Annotated in this window: 12 protein-coding genes and 1 pseudogene; 2 read left to right on the forward strand and 11 right to left on the reverse strand. The window is 37.8% G+C overall.

Annotated elements, in window-relative coordinates:
- Window positions 1-5: 5 nt before the first annotated feature.
- Window positions 6-320 (forward strand): annotated as a pseudogene (locus AC4G3N_RS01540) (transposase); the annotation flags it as partial.
- Between the two features lie 389 nt (window positions 321-709).
- Here AC4G3N_RS01540 and AC4G3N_RS01545 read toward each other — a convergent pair.
- From AC4G3N_RS01545 to AC4G3N_RS01555, 3 genes are all read right to left on the reverse strand, one after another.
- Window positions 710-952 carry a hypothetical protein gene (locus AC4G3N_RS01545; protein ID WP_066103409.1) on the reverse strand — a complete coding sequence of 81 codons (243 nt, stop codon included), beginning with the start codon at window positions 950-952 and terminating at the stop codon, window positions 710-712.
- Between the two features lie 436 nt (window positions 953-1388).
- On the reverse strand, window positions 1389-1967 hold the full coding sequence (locus AC4G3N_RS01550; protein ID WP_175354250.1) for a metal-binding protein: 579 nt from the start codon (window positions 1965-1967) through the stop codon (window positions 1389-1391).
- Window positions 1968-2084: 117 nt separating this feature from the next.
- Window positions 2085-2669 (reverse strand): TetR/AcrR family transcriptional regulator, encoded by a 585-nt coding sequence (locus AC4G3N_RS01555; protein WP_066103403.1) that lies wholly within the window; start codon window positions 2667-2669, stop codon window positions 2085-2087.
- Between the two features lie 129 nt (window positions 2670-2798).
- Here AC4G3N_RS01555 and AC4G3N_RS01560 point away from each other — a divergent pair, with 129 nt between their 5' ends.
- Window positions 2799-3950, forward strand: a complete 1152-nt coding sequence (locus tag AC4G3N_RS01560; RefSeq protein WP_139891845.1) for a YhgE/Pip domain-containing protein — start codon at window positions 2799-2801, stop codon at window positions 3948-3950.
- Between the two features lie 207 nt (window positions 3951-4157).
- Here the strand turns inward: AC4G3N_RS01560 and AC4G3N_RS01565 are convergent, their stop codons facing one another.
- The 8 genes from AC4G3N_RS01565 to AC4G3N_RS01600 form a co-directional block, all read right to left on the reverse strand.
- Window positions 4158-6071 (reverse strand): NAD(P)/FAD-dependent oxidoreductase, encoded by a 1914-nt coding sequence (locus tag AC4G3N_RS01565; RefSeq protein WP_491089595.1) that lies wholly within the window; start codon window positions 6069-6071, stop codon window positions 4158-4160.
- A gap of 328 nt (window positions 6072-6399) precedes the next feature.
- Window positions 6400-8055, reverse strand: coding sequence for a beta-N-acetylhexosaminidase (locus tag AC4G3N_RS01570; protein WP_491089596.1), 1656 nt, complete (start codon window positions 8053-8055; stop codon window positions 6400-6402).
- Window positions 8027-8281, reverse strand: a complete 255-nt coding sequence (locus AC4G3N_RS01575) for a hypothetical protein (RefSeq protein ID WP_491089597.1) — start codon at window positions 8279-8281, stop codon at window positions 8027-8029. Before AC4G3N_RS01575 ends, AC4G3N_RS01570 begins: the two co-directional genes overlap by 29 nt.
- A gap of 76 nt (window positions 8282-8357) precedes the next feature.
- Window positions 8358-11522: a beta-galactosidase subunit alpha gene (gene ebgA, locus AC4G3N_RS01580; RefSeq protein ID WP_491089598.1), complete on the reverse strand. Its 3165-nt coding sequence runs from the start codon at window positions 11520-11522 to the stop codon at window positions 8358-8360.
- 269 nt (window positions 11523-11791) lie between these two features.
- Window positions 11792-12616, reverse strand: coding sequence for a carbohydrate ABC transporter permease (locus AC4G3N_RS01585; protein ID WP_066103387.1), 825 nt, complete (start codon window positions 12614-12616; stop codon window positions 11792-11794).
- Window positions 12609-13424, reverse strand: coding sequence for a carbohydrate ABC transporter permease (locus tag AC4G3N_RS01590; RefSeq protein WP_077248036.1), 816 nt, complete (start codon window positions 13422-13424; stop codon window positions 12609-12611). Before AC4G3N_RS01590 ends, AC4G3N_RS01585 begins: the two co-directional genes overlap by 8 nt.
- A gap of 275 nt (window positions 13425-13699) precedes the next feature.
- Complete coding sequence (locus tag AC4G3N_RS01595) at window positions 13700-14992, reverse strand: ABC transporter substrate-binding protein (protein WP_491089599.1); 1293 nt, start codon at window positions 14990-14992, stop codon at window positions 13700-13702.
- A 164-nt stretch (window positions 14993-15156) separates the two neighbouring features.
- Window positions 15157-16938 carry a sensor histidine kinase gene (locus AC4G3N_RS01600; protein ID WP_491089600.1) on the reverse strand — a complete coding sequence of 594 codons (1782 nt, stop codon included), beginning with the start codon at window positions 16936-16938 and terminating at the stop codon, window positions 15157-15159.
- Between the last annotated feature and the right edge of the window lie 5 nt (window positions 16939-16943).

Raw genomic sequence — 16943 nt, forward strand, 5'->3', positions numbered from 1 at the left:
TTAATCTTTGTCGTGATTGCGGAAAGTTTTTCAACGACCTAACTAACACTCCTATATCTGGCACTCGTTATCTTGGAAAGTGGTCTACTTTCTTTCATTTAATAGTTGAGGGTTACACCTTGCCGAAGATTGCCAAAAGACTAAAAATCCATTTGTCTACCGCATTTTACTGGCGACATAAGGTGCTTTTTGCCCTTCGTTCATTGGGATTTCAAACTTTAAAAGGAATTATCGAAAGCGATGAGACCTTTTTCAAAGAGTCTTTCAAAGGCCGAGAAGTAATTGATAGAAAGGCTAAGAAGCGTGGAGGTAGAGATGAACCAGCCTCAAACATATTTCTACAAGTAGGGGGTGAACAGTTTAGCGGACGGGATCATTTGTCCCACTGCCCCTTACGTTCTACCCTGGCCACTGATAGATTAAATTCAAATGAAAAAAGTTCAACCAGAAAGTTCTGGCTGAACTATATAATACGAACCTGCCCCTTTACTTCAACAAGATATTCAACCACAAAAAAGCATTAATCTTTCTAGGATGAACGCCACTGTTTAATAATTTGGGATCTAACCTGTCCCACTGCTCGGGCAGGAATCGCCCGTCTTTCACTGCCATCCTGTCTTTGTATAATCAACATTGATATATAAAAGATCCTTATTTATAAATTTCTAGCAGCGTCTTTTATAGCCAAATCTCCGAGGAATGAATTTGTTTATTTATTTTTACCGTTTTTTTCGTTGCCGTGTTTAAAGTTCCCTGTAATTTTAGCTAATAAAAGCTGTACTTCCATTATATCTTCTGCTGCATTTAATTTTTCTATAAGTTGCGCAGCCTTCCCATCCTTTACAATTTTGATTTGCTTGCCTTCGTAATAGATGATCACTGTCCCTTTTTTCGTTATTTGGTAATTGAATGGCTCTTCCTTTAATCTGTTGCGTTTATCTATTTCACTCACCATATTACCCCCTAATCGTTCGACAAAATAGCTTACAAGCCATTTTGTATAAATATATTCTCTTTGAGGACATTCTTTCTTGAACTTAATTATAATGCCTTGGTCAAGCTTGATGTCTTTATATATGTCGTTTATTTTCCCGGTGGTATGTAAAACCATTATTATATATATGTCTTTAAAAATAATATAAGTCCTTTTTTCGCTAACCTGCCCCGTTTGTTCAATAAGCTACTATAATCTAACCGTACCATAAAATGGATATAAATCAACCTTTTTTATAAAGCAACAATCTTTACGAAAACAGCCTATTTTTAAGACGAAGAGTATTTAAAATGGCTTCGATTTGAGAGAACATATTGAAGTTTGACGAACGACAAGCCATCTTGAAATGCTAAAAATCCCTTTTCTCCTAGCAGAAAAGGGATTTGGATTTTGGCTAAAAGACCTTTTTGAAAGTGGTTGAAGCATGGTCGGTCAAAATGTGTGCGGTAGATGAAAGCATATTCCCGACAATAAAGGATAAGAAAGACAACTTATGTTGAATAACGAATTCCTCTAAATGATTGATATAAATTCCATATGGCACATCTGTCAGGATACTCATCGCTCCTGCTCCCAGCATGATCCAAGCCATCACATACAGATATCTGATGATATCTCCAATCACATACCCATGTGTCCAGATGGAGCGATGCTTAAATTTTTGGTAGGGAATCCACATGAACCGTAAGAATCCCCACCTCCGATACGGATTGCTTTTTATATCCAAATCAGGGTTCATCCAATAAGTGCCGAAGAGATATCCTATAATCACGGAAATCCCATGCACATATTGTTGAGAACTGATCAATACGGCCCCAATTCCAATAGCTAAAAATACTAGGTTTATTTTCTTATGCGCTTTCCCGTTTGCCACCCTAATCCTCCGTTTTGTTCTTTTATGACGGTTCTCCTGAACCAGCCATTGTTTTCCATTATAGGGGATAATCAGAGCTGGGAACACATTTTCGCTCAAAACAAGTGTTCGCTCTTCTGTTCGTCGTCGAAAAAACAAAAAAGCCAATAATTTTGGTTTTTTATCTAGGCATGATTCAGAATTGTAGAATGAATTTTCCCAGATTCAAAAGTCGCATTACTTCTTTTGAATAAAAGAAATAATATCAATATATAGAGCTGTCATTTCTTCTGGTGTTTTGTCTAAACCATTTTGAACCCATTGTTCGACTAATCCTAAAAAAGCAGATGTGATAAAAGATAAAAAATATTCCATAGGGGCCTTTAACCTTGCATTAATGCTATCATTTTTCTCTAAATTCAAACGTACTTTTTCTGAAAAGGCATCCCTGAATCTAATATGAAAACCTGCTCTACCATGATTGCTTAAGAAAATTTTTAATATTGGTGCATGCATTTTAATTGAACTAAATAGAGAAGCAGCTATTTGCTCTTGTCCATTTTCAAATGTATGTATGGAAGAGTAGCGAGATTGTAATTCGTCAATATGATTTCCTAAATCTCTAAACAATTGTTGTTCTATTTGATCAAGCAAATCGAATTTATCTTGATAGTGTAAATAAAAAGTTCCTCGATTAATTTGTGCGGTTTTTGTTATATCCCCGATCGTAATTTGTTCAAACGGCTTATTCTCTAAAATTTGCAAAAATGACATTTGAATTAGTTGTTTAGTTTTACGGTTTTTTTCTTCATAAATACTCACAAAAATCCCTCTATTTCTAAAAATGAACAAGCTGTTCACTTTTGTTCATTGCTTCTGTTTATACCTTGATTATAAAATGAATAAATATTACTGAACAATATGTTGTTTATTAAGAAAGGAAGAAATTGATTGAGATTATTTAAAGAAAAATTAGCTTGGGCTGCTCCTATTGCAGTAATTTTAATTATTGCGTTATTCTCATTAAATTTATTTGCTCAAGGTAACCCACAAGTAAGAAATTTACCAGTTGCACTTATAGTAAATGATGAAGGCGTACATGTAGATGCCGTGAAATCGGCAGTTGAACAAATGAGTAAAGGCACTGACGGCGAAGAACCAATGTTAGCTTTTACAAATGAAAAAGAAGAAGATATTGAAGATTTATTTGATGATAAACAGTATTATGCTGCATTAGTCATTCCTGAAGGTTATAATGATACATTGCAAAATGCGCTGACTAACAACTCTCCAGCAACTTTACAGGTATATATTAACCAAGGTTATAACATAACTGGTGCGAACTATGCTAAGACTGCTTTAACTGCTTTAATTACCCAATTAAACAACCAATATTCTTCAAATTTTATTGCGCAAATGGACGGTCAACAAATCGAGGCTAACAAGGCAGCTGTACTTGTGAATCCGATTGTTTCTGAAGAAAAAGTATTCAATGCCGTTACAGCCTCAACTGCAAACGGAAGTGCTCCAACCTTAATGGCAGTTCCTGCTTGGGTAGGTGCGTTAATCGGTGGTTTCATAGTATTTTTAGCTTCTTCAAACATTTTGAAAAAAGAATTATTAACTCGGAAACAAGCGTTACACCTAATGGGAGGTCAAGCATTATTCGGCATAATTATTGCCCTATTCTCTGGTTTTACCGTTGCAACGCTTGGTTTAATCGCTGGTATTAATATGCCTAGCTACTTCTTGGTTGGTTCGTTCGTATCGTTTGCAGCCTTCTGTTTCTTTTTATTAGTCTCCGGAGTAACTGCATGGATCGGTAAACCAGCCATTACCTTATTCATGGTTGTAATGCTGTTAGGTATGGGTGTTTTAATGACACCACAAGAAATGCTTCCTGATTTCTTTGTAAACTTCATTCGCCCTTGGGTTCCTATCCGCTTTGCCTCTGAAGGTTTACGTGAAATTTTCTACTTCGGCAGCGGCTTCTACACTGGCCAATCATTCAACACCATTTTAGGAATTGGTATTGCAGGGTTAGTGATGTATGTTCTATCTATTTTTAAACCAGTGCGTGCAAAAAAAACTAATGCTAAATAAGCTTATTTATAATGATGTGCTCTGACAACATTATAAATATTCGACTTCAGTCATTCCAACTGGATCTGCGCTCTTATATAAATAAAGCTGAATAGAGGCAGGGACATCACTAGATTCAAAATCAAAGCCGGCAGATTTTTACTCCTCGTAAAATTCTGCCGGCTTTTTTGTTCATTCGTAGATTTGTCTCAGCTTTTTATTATAATTCTACAAATTTAAGACCGCATCATATGCTTCGTGTACTGCATCAAGTACTTTTCTAACCTTCACGCTATCACCAACGTTAACAATATTCGTTTTATTTTTTAAAGAGTGATATAGATGATTGTTAGGCGAAAATCCTGCTGCTACCACAACGCTATCACAATCATTCCATTCTTTATTGCCGTTTACCTCAATTTCTACGGCTTGATCTAGTACTTCTGTTACTTTAGCAGATGTTTTAAACGTGATATTTGGGTGCTGCAAAAGCTGGTTTAACATCATTGCATTTTGTATAAATAAAGGTTCAGGTAACATTTTTTCAGCCATTTCGATAATAGTGATCTGCATTCCTTTATTTGCAAGCACAACTGCGGTTTCACAGCCGACTAGCCCGCCGCCAATAACCGATATCTTTTTTCCAAGAAGAGCTTGATTTTGCAGAACGTCTGTTGCTGTGTAAACATGGCTCTTATTCAGTCCCTTGATTGCACTTGGCATTATAGGATTGCCACCGGTAGCATGAACCACCAAATCTGCTTTATAGGATAATATCGCTTCTTCCGTTGCCTCTTTACAATACCTAATCGAGATATTTAACCGGTCAAGTTTTGTCCGATAATAATCGAGAATTTTCATTCCATCCCGCTTAAACGGAGGCATACAGGCATTATGAAAGTTCCCTCCTAGATAGGCTTTTTTCTCCCATATTTCCACATCATGACCTGCTTCTGCAGCAGTTATGGCAGCTTGACAGCCGCCAGGACCAGCACCTATCACTAGAACCCGCTTCGATTCATCTGCTGCTTTCAATTCTTTCAATCCCTCATAGCCCGTAAGAGGATTGACGGCGCAGTTTATGCTCTTACCAGCAGCAACGGTAGCAATACAGCCTTCATTACAATAAATGCAATGTCTGATTTCGTCCGTTCTATTTTCCATCACTTTCTTTGGAAAATTTGGGTCTGCCAAAAACTCTCTTCCAACTCCCGCGATATCAATCCAACCATTTCGAAGTGCAGCTTCAGCCTTTTCAATGTCACCCAGGCGCCCATTTGAAAGAACTGGCAAAGACGTGACAGCCTTAATTTTAGCAGATGAAATCATTTGTGGAACCATATCCTGCTGGTAAATAGGCGGCATTGCTATGTACCAATTATCATGACAGCCAGCGTCAACATGTAATGCATGGACACCCTTGCTTTCTAATAGTTTGGCAATCTCTATTCCTTCTTCAATTCCCCTGTACCCTTCTTCTACTGGCAAGAAATGATCCGGGGTAAATTTAACAAGGAGAGGGAAGTCACTTCCAAGGTCTTCCTTGATGACATCGATTATTTCTGTTAAAAATCTCATCCTGTTTTCAAAGCTTCCGCCATATTCATCCTGGCGGATATTCCATCGTTTGGTCATGAATTTATCTGTCAGGTACCCGCCATAAGCATGGATTTCAATGGCGTCTGCTCCTGCTCTCTTCACTAATTTTACTGTTCTCGAGATTTCACCTTGTATAAACTTAATTTCATCAATCGTCAATTCTTCAAAGGTTATATTAGCACCGGGATACAATGGTAAAGCTGATGCTGAAGCGGGCTTTAGCCTGCCCTCTCCTATACCACCTAATCCAATTCCGGGCACCACTTGAAGGCAGATTTTACAATCAAATTCATGGGCCCTATCCACTAGCTCTTTAAAGCCTGCAAAACTTTCTTCTGTCAATGTGGATGCAGGGGTATGGCCATCGATAGCTTCTGTTGCAATAACGGTTGTCATCACCATCGATGCTCCGCCCTTTGCTCTGGTAACATAGTAATCTACTGTTCTTTGATCAAAATTTCCGAGTTCTGCTCCCATTGGAACCATAACAAATCTGTTTTTCAGTTCCAAATTTCCGACTTTAATAGGTTCTAATACCAACATTTTGTGGCCACCTCATTAAAAGGGACGAATTCGATCAAAACCATGCCAGAAGCGTCCCCTTGCTTTCATATATTATTAGATAATTTTATGTGATATATTTCACATAAAGAATGATGACTGGATTTTAAAGATAAGTACCATCCATACAATTATTGTAAATTTTTCTATAAATTTAATCAATGTGATTTAAACGCTTTATTTGTACGGTTTGTGAAAAAAACAGCAGTCATACTCTGCGTGACTGCTGTTTACACAGGTTTTAGAACATATTATGATTTCTTATATTGTTTATTCATTTCTATATAACTTTAAATCGGATAAAGATATGCTATATTCCTGCTATAACAGAAGGTGTTGCAATTGTATGCCATAAGTTAGCACTGATAGCGCTTGTTTCTTCATCTTTTTCCCGGCCATCAAAATAGAGAATCTCTTGTTCTAATTCTTCCAACTCGTTTATCCTGCCTTTAAGGTAGTCATTGAGCCGGTTAATGGCGGATTGAATCCGCTGCAGCAGGCCGCCCATCCGAAGATCGAATACATCAAGACCGAATATTTTATTCTCTTCCATCCACTGCGTTTGATAAGCTTTCATGAATTCCTCTGCTAACTTTTTCATTTCAGGTAAGAAGGTATTACAATAGTCCTCCATAATTTCACGATTTTGATTATGATAGGCTTGCCGAATGTTTATCCCTGCCTCACACTTAATTGCTAATAAACTGCTTAAGGAATACTGTGTCAGAAACAATGCCTGCCAATCGGGATTTCTATTGATACACTTTTTAAAACGATCTGCACAGTTTTGAAAGTGCGAAGCATACTCATTAGGTATCACATGTCTATCAAATAACCCGAATAATACATCTTGATACAATAGATACTTAGCCGGGTTAATTGAATGGTTATTCGGCAATTTATTACCAGGTACCATCATCGTCATATCCAAGCTCATAAAATCAGAGTAATTCCCTCCGACACATGTGGTAAAGCGCTCCTCCAGGCGGCTTGTTTCAGCATTATCCGTATAACAAAGCTCTGCCCAAAGCTGTAAGGTCGGAAGTATGGAATAAATTGATGCTTCCGCGCCGTTATCACCCCAGGCTGTAATAAATACATCTTTAACTCCATTACGAAGGCAGCTTTTATGAGCAATTTCACCTGCATGATGACTAAAATGATTATTTGAGGAAAAGCCAGTCCATTTCCAAGCGCCGCCAGCAAAAATTATGTTGTTACTGAGTTGTTTATGTTTTTTCAACATACCATCATATTTTTCCGACTCAACCGAATAGTAATCCCAATAAACTAATGATATGTCATCTGGGATCATTTCTATAACATCCTCTCGAATTGGGCTTTCGGTATCGTAATACTCTCCCGAACTCGCCAACCGGAAAAACATATCACTCCACATCATCGGCTCATAGCTGTACTTTCTGGCAATTTCCATCAAGCGGCCAAAATGCTTAAGCAACAAAGTCGACCGGTCCCGAAAACCATGTTTATCCAGATACTTGCCAAGCCCGACCATATGGGCCTCATCCATTCCAATATTGATTTTTCTGCTGGAAATATGTTTGGACATAGTCCTGAACATTGCATCAATCAAATCGTACGTTTTCTCTTCATCAATAAGCAGGATATCATCACAATCCACGATATCGGAAAATGTCTCCCATTTTAATGCTGTACCCAAATGTGCCAGCGTTTGAATACAGGGAATCAGCTCGATTCCGAAGCTGCTTGCATACAGATCCATACTTTTTAATTGTTCTCCCGAATAACGGCCACGCATATAGCCAAAATACGGATACTCTTTTATCTCATACGTGTCTTCAGTATATAGCTGCACAGAAGAATACCCCATTAAGGCCAAATGTTTGATCAACTTTTGAAAGGTTTCGACTTTTAAAACGGCATTTCTGGAGCAGTCAATTAAGACCCCAAGGGAATTATAAACTGGTTTCTCCGAAGAGCTCATCCTTTTTCATCTCTTCTATCAATAGGCCTAGTGCACGGAAGAATTGGCACGGTTCTTGATAGGCAATCGTTCCACTTTTACCATCATATTGAACGTGAATTCCAGATTCTGAAGATTCCACTAAAATGGTAATCCCATTGTCTGATTGCTTGATGTTTAATAGATTTAAGATTTCCTGAGAAGCTGAATCCAATTGCTCATCCAACCCAATTAATTGTATTTGCATGGCTACCTCCACCTCTATTCAAAATCAGCGAAATCCTAATGAGCGTACGTACTCTCACGGGATTTCGCTGCTTTTTTTAGTTATTGTTTTGAATCAAAACCTTGCTCAGTTCGATTGGCGAAAATTGAAAGTTGTTATACGGCCTGAAACGCACTTTAAATTCAAAAGCTTCAGGTCTTAAACGATATTTTTCCAGTACATCTGGACCACAGCTGGAAGAGCCAAGACCGTGTTGTTTATAATCCAAATTAAAGGTAATAAAATCCTGTTTTTTCAAGTCATACGTATGGTTAGCTCTTTCAAAATTTTCAGCAGTATAGTAGTGGGCACTGAAATCTATTTCTGGTTCACCGACCGCTAAAAGACCAAAACCGTTTGTATCCGTTAATGATACCCATTTAACCTGATGACGGTTTCCATTTTCTTGCGGCCAGACATAAGGTGTATATAACCCTTCAACATCACTGGACCATACTCCTACTTTATTGGCCATCCGGCTGTCTGCATAAGCTTCTCCAGGACCCCGGCCGTACCAGCTGACATTCTCCAACGTTTTTGGCAGTTTCATCGTTAACCCAATTCTCGGCATCGTTTCCGGCAGTTCTCCATAAGGTTCACCTTTTACCTTCAGAAAAACATCGCCGCTGCCTAAAATGGTATAGGTGTATGTGGTGTTGATCCCCCAAGCAATTCTTGGCGGCGCAATTCGGACAGTGACATGAATATCCACGCTCTTCTTATCAGATGAAACATCATACGTTACATCAGTGATTCTATGCTGCATCCAGTGCAGACCATATTTTTGCCATACTTCCTTTGAACTTATACCTTTATGAATAGCCAGCTTGTCATTATCTGTCGGTGCCCGCCATACATTCAATTTCGGCCCTGATCCAAAAACCTTCATTCCCTCAACAGTCCATGAATCTATGACGCCAAAGATTTTACTAAAGGCAAATTCAAAATGATCTCCAGATACCGTAATCAACCGGTCACACTCTTTAACCGCTATAGGATAAGAAAACGAGGTATTATTTTCAGTTACTGTCGCTAAAACTGGAAGTTTAAATTGCTCCCATGCTATTTCATGACCTGCTTTAGCCCATAAGGTATCTACAGTCGTCCGGAAATTTACATTTAACCAGTAATCAGTGTGATCCCTTATAATAGTAGGTAGCGTAAACGGTATAGTAATGCACTTTGATTCACCTGCTTGAATACCTTCAACAGATTGCATCCCCTGATCAAGAATTTGATCATCACATATAATAGACCATGATAATTGCAGATGATCTAAAGGAATAAAATCATATCGGTTGGTAATTTCAATTATCCCTTTCTCTAAATCAACTGCTTCTGCCTTAACTGGCTCAATCACCTTCTTGTATTCTATTAACGCAGGTGATGGTGTCCGGTCAGGCCTGATTAGGCCATCAATGACAAAGTTGGAATCATGCGGTGTTTCGCCAAAATCTCCACCATAGGCAAAGTACTCTTCCCCATTATCATTTATCTGTCTAATCCCTTGGTCAATCCATTCCCAGACGAAACCTCCCTGCAATCTTCTATATTTATAGAAGGTTTCCCAATATTCTTTAAATCCTCCAGGTCCATTCCCCATCGCATGAGCATATTCACAAAGAATATGTGGCTTATTCAGGTCGTCTCTCTTCCCTAATTCGTCCATGATCTCGACTGGTGTGTACATAGTTGTGTGGACATCTGAAGCAATTGGATCCCTGGTCGGTATATTTTCGCCTTCTTCCATAATGAAACGGCATTCACCTTCATAGTGAATAGGTCTTGTTGGATCTTTTGCTTTGGACCATTCAGCCATCGCTACGTGATTTCGACCAAATCCTGATTCATTCCCCAGCGACCACATAACAATGGAAGCATGATTCTTATCCCGTTCAACCATCCGTTTCATCCGATCCACGTAGGCCTCTTCCCAAGCTGAGTCATCACTGATTTGATTATAGTTATTTATCTCCTCAAATCCATGGCATTCTAAATCCGCCTCATCGATGACATACAATCCATAAATGTCACATAAATCATAGAAACGTGGATCATTGGGATAATGGGATGTCCTTACCGCATTTATATTGTGAAGTTTCATCAGTTGGATATCCTCAATCATCGAATCCATCGGAACAGCTCGTCCAAGATCAGGATGATGATCGTGGCGATTGACCCCCTTAAACATGACCGGTATCCCATTTACTAGCAAAACTCCATCTTTTACTTCTACTGTTCGGAAACCGACTTTAGTTGGGATGACTTCTATCACATTCCCTTTCTCATCTTTCAGGGTAAGAAGCAGATGATAAAGGTAGGGATTCTCAGCCGACCATTTATTCGGATTGTCAATCGGGATAACAGCAGATATTTTTGCTTCATCCATCACATCAATCGTAATATTTTTTAAATCTCTTATTTCAACTTCTTCATATAAATGGTTTACTAATTTTATTTCAAGCTGATAATTAGTTATCGGATTATTCTTTTGGTTTAATATATAGGTTTCAATTTCTAATTCGCCATTTTCGTAGTTTTCATCGAGAGTTGTTTTGATAAAATAATCTCTGACATGCGCCTTTGGTCTTACAAGCAAATAAACGTCTCTATATATACCGCTGAGCCACCACATATCCTGGTCCTCGATATAACTCGCCTCAGACCATTGATAAACCTGAACAGCTATTACATTTTTTCCTTCATGAACCAACTTGGTAATATCAAATTCACTTGGAAGACGGCTGCCCTGGCTATAGCCAACTTCCTTGCCGTTTACCCAAACATGAAAGGCACTATCCACACCTTCAAATCGTAGGATAATTGCTTGATCTGCCCAATCACTTGGAACGGTAAACTCACGTCTATAAGAGCCTGTTGGATTTTCAGTTGGAACATGAGGCGGGTCTACTGGAAATGGATATTGTACATTTGTATAATGAGGCCTTCCATATCCATGCATCTGCCAGTTTGATGGAACTTGCAGATCATCCCACTGACTAGTATCATATGATTCTTCAATGAATTGCTTCGGTGTCAAAGACGGATTCTCAGCGTAGTGGAATTTCCATACGCCATTTAACACCTTAACCTCCTCAGCTTTTCCTCTGTCGTAAGTCAATGCGGATGACTCACTGGTATAAGGAAAGAAGTAAGCCCTCTCTTGCAAACGATTCACATGAAGAACAGATAAGTTTTCCCAATCGTACGACTCTTTTTTCATAACTCTTCACCCTTCTTTCTACATAATCGAATACTTACTTACTTTTTGATTGCTCTGTATTTTCTCATCATTCATTCGCCATTAAGTTCATCGGCAGTTAGCAAATTAAACGGAAACGAAAAGTTTATTCGTCCAGTAAAAGCGTGAAATCGCTTATAGAAACTGAGCATAATCTCATTAAGTCAGCCATTTTAGAGTTGCATGAATGATGAAGAACAACTTGTTTCTCAGCCTTTTATCCAATTCCTTTTTGAATACTCGAAAATCAACTACTTCACTGACCCCATCATGCCGGCAACGAAATGTTTTTGGAGAAGGAAGAATATCAGTGCAGTTGGCAGCGTTGCAATAACAATCGTTGTCATAATCACTCCAAAGTCTGGAGAATATCCTGACCCAAGATTTGATATCAACAACGGCAAGGTATGGTTCTCTGGTGACTGGAGCACTACAAGCGGCCATATGTAATTGTTCCAGCTTGCCATAAAAGTAATAATGGCGGCTGCAGCATATGTTGTTTTCATTGTTGGAATATAAATCCTAAGGAAAACCCCTAGCTCCGATAATCCATCAATTCGGCCAGCCTCAATAATTTCCCTTGGGAACATCTTTGTACTTTGGCGGAAGAAAAATATCAGAAAGGCTGTTACACTTGTTGGTAAAATAACTGCAGCAAGTGTATCAATACCCACCATTGGAGTAGCTTCGGAAATAGTTCCAAACATCCGAAATAACGGAACCATTAAAGCAGCAAAAGGAATCATCATGGAAAGTAATAAGAAATTAAAAACATAGTCCTTCATTTTGCTTCTGAAAATTTCAAATCCATAACCAGCCAAAGAGGCAATCAACAAGGAAAGCACTGTTGTAATAACTGCTATTTTAATAGAATTACTTAATACAGATACAAGATCGGTGGTATTCAGCAAACTTCGAATATTTTCCACCAGATGACTCCCTGGTAATAACCGACCCTTTGTTACATCCACCGACTTATTAGTCGAACTGACTACCATCCATATAAATGGAAAGATGGAAATAACGGAGACTATGCTTAAAAAAGTATAGTTAAAAATACTTTTAAGTTTACTCATTTTTATCACCTGCCATTTTAAATTGAAGGATGGAGAAGAATACAATCATAATCACAATTGCATACGAGACGGTGGCTGCATAACCGAAGTCAGGGGTATATTTAAATGACAGATTATAAATATACTGAGAAATGGTCATCGTTGCATTCCCAGGTCCGCCTTGTGTAATATTCATGACTTCATCAAACAATTGAAGTGTCCCTATTGTTGAGATAATGGACGTAAACAAAATAATTGGTTTTAGTAATGGTATGGTTATTTTAAAAAACTGTTGAAATGAGGATGCCCCGTCAATTTTTGCTGATTCATAAATAGAATAATCAATATTTTGCAGAGCAGATAAGTAGAAGATCATATTATAACCAGTCCATCTCCAAGTGATGGCAATAATAATCGTTATTTTTGCCCAAAAGGGATCAGTCAACCACTGGATTGGTTCAGAGATAAGAGCTAATTTCATTAACATGGTGTTTACAATGCCATCCATAGAAAATAAATATTTAAAAATAACAGAATAGGCAACAAGTGACGTTACACATGGTAAGAATATGGCTGTTCGAAATAATCCCCGATACTTTAATTTCGGATTGTTCAGTAAAACCGATATAAACAAAGCAAAAATAATCATAATCGGGACCTGAATAATGAGATAGATCACCGTATTTTTTACTGTTGTCAAAAAAGTAGGATCCTTAAATAAACGTGCATAATTGTCCAATCCGACAAAGGAAAGATTTGTACCCGTGCCAGATTGTAAAGACATTATAAATGCCTGAATCATTGGATAGAAAGTAAATGTGCAAATCATGATGACTGCCAGTACGACAAAAGACCATCCAATCGTTGCATTTTTCACCCGATGCTTCCGACTGTTTTTTTGGGGTATTACATTCTGGCCGGTTGTGTTCGTATGATAACTTTGTTTGGTTTTAGCCGGGAACAATATACATCAACTCCTTACTAGATTGATAAAAAAGTCGGGAAACGCGCCTGTTGATCAAAGTAGCTCCTATCCTTATAGGAGAAGCCGGCAATTTCCCGAGGCTTGAATTTTCATTTGCTAGATTAGCAGAGACCAACCTATTATTTAATTTGCTGTTCTGCTTGTGTTTGTGCGTCATTCAAGACTTTATCAAGTTCTTTTCCTTTTAAGAAATCCTGCATTCCCACTGCTAATATATCTTCAATTACATACGTGTGCGCACCATAGTTTACTTGTGGTATTTCAGCCACCCATTTAGAAAAATCTTCTGTGATTTTCTGACCGTCAAAGAATTCATCTGCTGCTTTATAAGCCTCACCTTCTGCAGCAGGCTTATACGTACCAATTGCACCAATCTCTTTATTTAGATCCTGATAAAAATTAACGTTCGAACCGAAAGTTTTTGCCAACAAACCTGCAGCCTTCTCTTTGCCCGGAATATCAAGAACATACCAAGAGCTTCCGCCAAGGTTAGTAGCATTAACAGAATTTGCATTACCAGATTGTTTAGGGAAAGGAACAATTGCCCACTTACCTTTTTGAGATACTTCCTGCTTTACTGAAGCTGTCATCCAGTTACCTGTTAGAATGGATGCTGTTTCACCGCTATTAAAGGAAGCAAGATATTGACCCCAGTCGGAAACCGGTTTTGATATATCTGCTTCTACAATCTCTTTGTAAGTTTGAAATGCTTCTTTAAGATACTCATTGTCTGCCAAGTTCGGGGTAACGCCATCTTCCTTCAAATACCATGAACCGCTCGTCTGAATCATTTGACGAATAAGACCAAGATCTTTAGGATCCATTGAAATCATAGATTTGCCAGTGGCTTCTTTAACTTTTTTGCCTATTTCTATATATTTGTTCCAGTCTATACCCTGCAAATCTTCAACAGTGTAGCCTGCTTTCTCTAAATAATCTGTTCTTACATAAAATCCAGATACTCCTGAATCAAATGGAATACCATAATGCTTATCTTCTAAACTGGTAGGAGCAAGTTTGTATTCTGCAAAATCTTCCGCTTTATAATATTTTGATAAATCGAAGAATGCATCTGGATACGCTTTAAGAAAGCTTTGCGCACGATAATCCTCAATTAAGACAATATTCGGCATTCCTTTAGTTGTACCGGAGCTTAAGCTGGTATTAAGTTTTTGGACAATGTCTGCTTGTGCATTTTCAATGATTTTTAAACTAAGCTCGGAATTTTCCTTATTATAATAGTCCTTTGCCATATCGATAGCTTTCACGTTGAAATTTGGATCCCAAGTCCATACCGTTAATTCATTGCTACCCTTTTCTGTGTCGGAAGCCTCTTCGTTCGTTTTTGATTCAGAAGAACAAGCTGATAACAAAAGAATACTGGCTAACAATAATGCATAAATCTTATTCATTGACATCCCCTCCATCTCTAATTGTAAGCGTTATCAATCCTACATGTATTATGTTAGCACCCCTTTGCTACAACTCGATAGGAAGATATTTTCGTAAACTTGTATTATTTTTGCCAATTGAAAGCGTATTCATTTTTGGGAATTTGGAATATCTTTAGATTTTATTACGATTTTTGTTCCATATGAGAAGGAATGATAATCCGTACCTTTGTTCCTTCTCCCTGTTTGCTGGAAATGGTTACTCCATATTCTTCTCCATATATAAGTTGAATACGCTCATGAACATTCCTAACACCGATTCCTGAGAAAAGCTGTCGTTTGTACGTTTGATTAGGAAGATTTTCACCTTGCTCATCCGCTATTCCGTCACCATTATCTACTACTTCACAAATCAGGTTGTTCTCTTCCTGCCAAATAAGGACATGGATAGATCCCCCCGCTTTACGATTGAACCCATGGAAAAATGAATTTTCCATAAAAGGTTGAAGAATTAGCTTAGGCAGATGAAAATCCATACAATCTGGCGAAACCATATAGCTTACATGTATTTTATTTCCATAACGTTTTTGATTAATGAAGACATAGTTTTTCAAATTATCCAGTTCCTGTTTAACAGTAACCGTTTCATTCACATTGCCTATTGTATTTTGAAGTAAGGAAATCAAAGCAGTAATCATAGCTTCCGTATCTTCCTTGCGGTCTTGCTGAACCATAAATTTAATTGAAGCTAATGTATTGTACAAGAAATGTGGATTGATTTGTCGCTGCAGGGCTGCCAGCTCCGCATTCCGTTTCTGTTTTTGCGACAGCATTAACTGCTCAACATATTCATGCAGCTCATCCAGCATGGAATTAAAAGCATTTCCGATTTGCCTCGTTTCATATGTACCTAAAACAGCCACGTTTTGACGAAATTTAGATTTTGGCGCATTTTCAATCTGTCTAACAAGTCTTGATAAAGAATTAGTCAATCTTTTTGATACGAAAAATATACTGACCAGACCTATCAAAACAATCCCTAGCGAGATGAATACAATTTTTCTCTTATCAATTAAATTTCCAAATGTCTTTTCTTTATCGATAATATTAAATAAATACATATCAAAAGAGGGAAGTGCTTCTACAAAAATGACCTGATCCTTCCCTTTAAAACTACCAATCATATAATTATTTGAGTTGTTTTTACTCTCTTTCGCATACCGAAGGAGTTCCACTTCCTTTTGCCCAATAAATTGAGACTGGTTACTGGAAACAATCCTCCCTGACTTATCAATAATGAAAATATCATTCCCAGGGCTAGTATAGTTGGAATAGACCTTTTTGAATTCACTTTCCCTATAAGAAAAATACATGGAGCCATAAACAGTACCGGAAAGTCGATCCATTAACGCTTTTGTAGCTACAACATACCTTCTATCCTCAATACTTCTCGTTTCGCTCTTACGTTCATCATATTGATACAGAAGCCGTTTCGGTTCTTTAAATGTATTGCTTGTTAAGATACTTTCATTAAGCTCCTGATCAGATATCGGCCAGTGGGTACGATTGGTCGTTAAGGTAACCCCATTTTCTCCTTTAACGATGATTTCAAGCTCGTAAGCTTCAATATTCGATTGAATTTGTTTAATATATTCCCCCATCGTATAAAATGAGATCATTTTTTGAGCATTCGTTTGCTCCTCAGTTAGGTTGGTCTTAATTGTGCCGCTTTGTAAAATATTATTTGACGCAATGACAATAGAATAATGAAAAGACTCAAAGCGTTCTTTTATTTCGTTTATTATTTTCGCATTCGTAATACTGAATTTTTCAAAAAAGAATTCCTCCGACATGCGAATTGTTGTCCATGTAATCGTCACAGAAACAAGAATGATAATGGTGAAGGTGATAAGGGAAATCGTAATAAATAAAGTGTGGTGTTTAAATCGCTCGGGTATAAGTCTCATATTTA

Source organism: Bacillus sp. z50 (assembly GCF_058313585.1).

What these genes read in the sequence shown, in the direction of transcription:
- AC4G3N_RS01585 (WP_066103387.1), bottom strand. Translation starts at nt 12,616, where the DNA reads ATGAGTAAACTTAAAAGTATTTTTAACTATACTTTTTTAAGCATAGTC.
- AC4G3N_RS01575 (WP_491089597.1), bottom strand. Translation starts at nt 8,281, where the DNA reads ATGCAAATACAATTAATTGGGTTGGATGAGCAATTGGATTCAGCTTCT.
- AC4G3N_RS01565 (WP_491089595.1), bottom strand. Translation starts at nt 6,071, where the DNA reads ATGTTGGTATTAGAACCTATTAAAGTCGGAAATTTGGAACTGAAAAAC.
- AC4G3N_RS01595 (WP_491089599.1), bottom strand. Translation starts at nt 14,992, where the DNA reads ATGAATAAGATTTATGCATTATTGTTAGCCAGTATTCTTTTGTTATCA.
- ebgA (WP_491089598.1), bottom strand. Translation starts at nt 11,522, where the DNA reads ATGAAAAAAGAGTCGTACGATTGGGAAAACTTATCTGTTCTTCATGTG.
- AC4G3N_RS01600 (WP_491089600.1), bottom strand. Translation starts at nt 16,938, where the DNA reads ATGAGACTTATACCCGAGCGATTTAAACACCACACTTTATTTATTACG.
- AC4G3N_RS01590 (WP_077248036.1), bottom strand. Translation starts at nt 13,424, where the DNA reads ATGATTTGCACATTTACTTTCTATCCAATGATTCAGGCATTTATAATG.
- AC4G3N_RS01570 (WP_491089596.1), bottom strand. Translation starts at nt 8,055, where the DNA reads ATGAGCTCTTCGGAGAAACCAGTTTATAATTCCCTTGGGGTCTTAATT.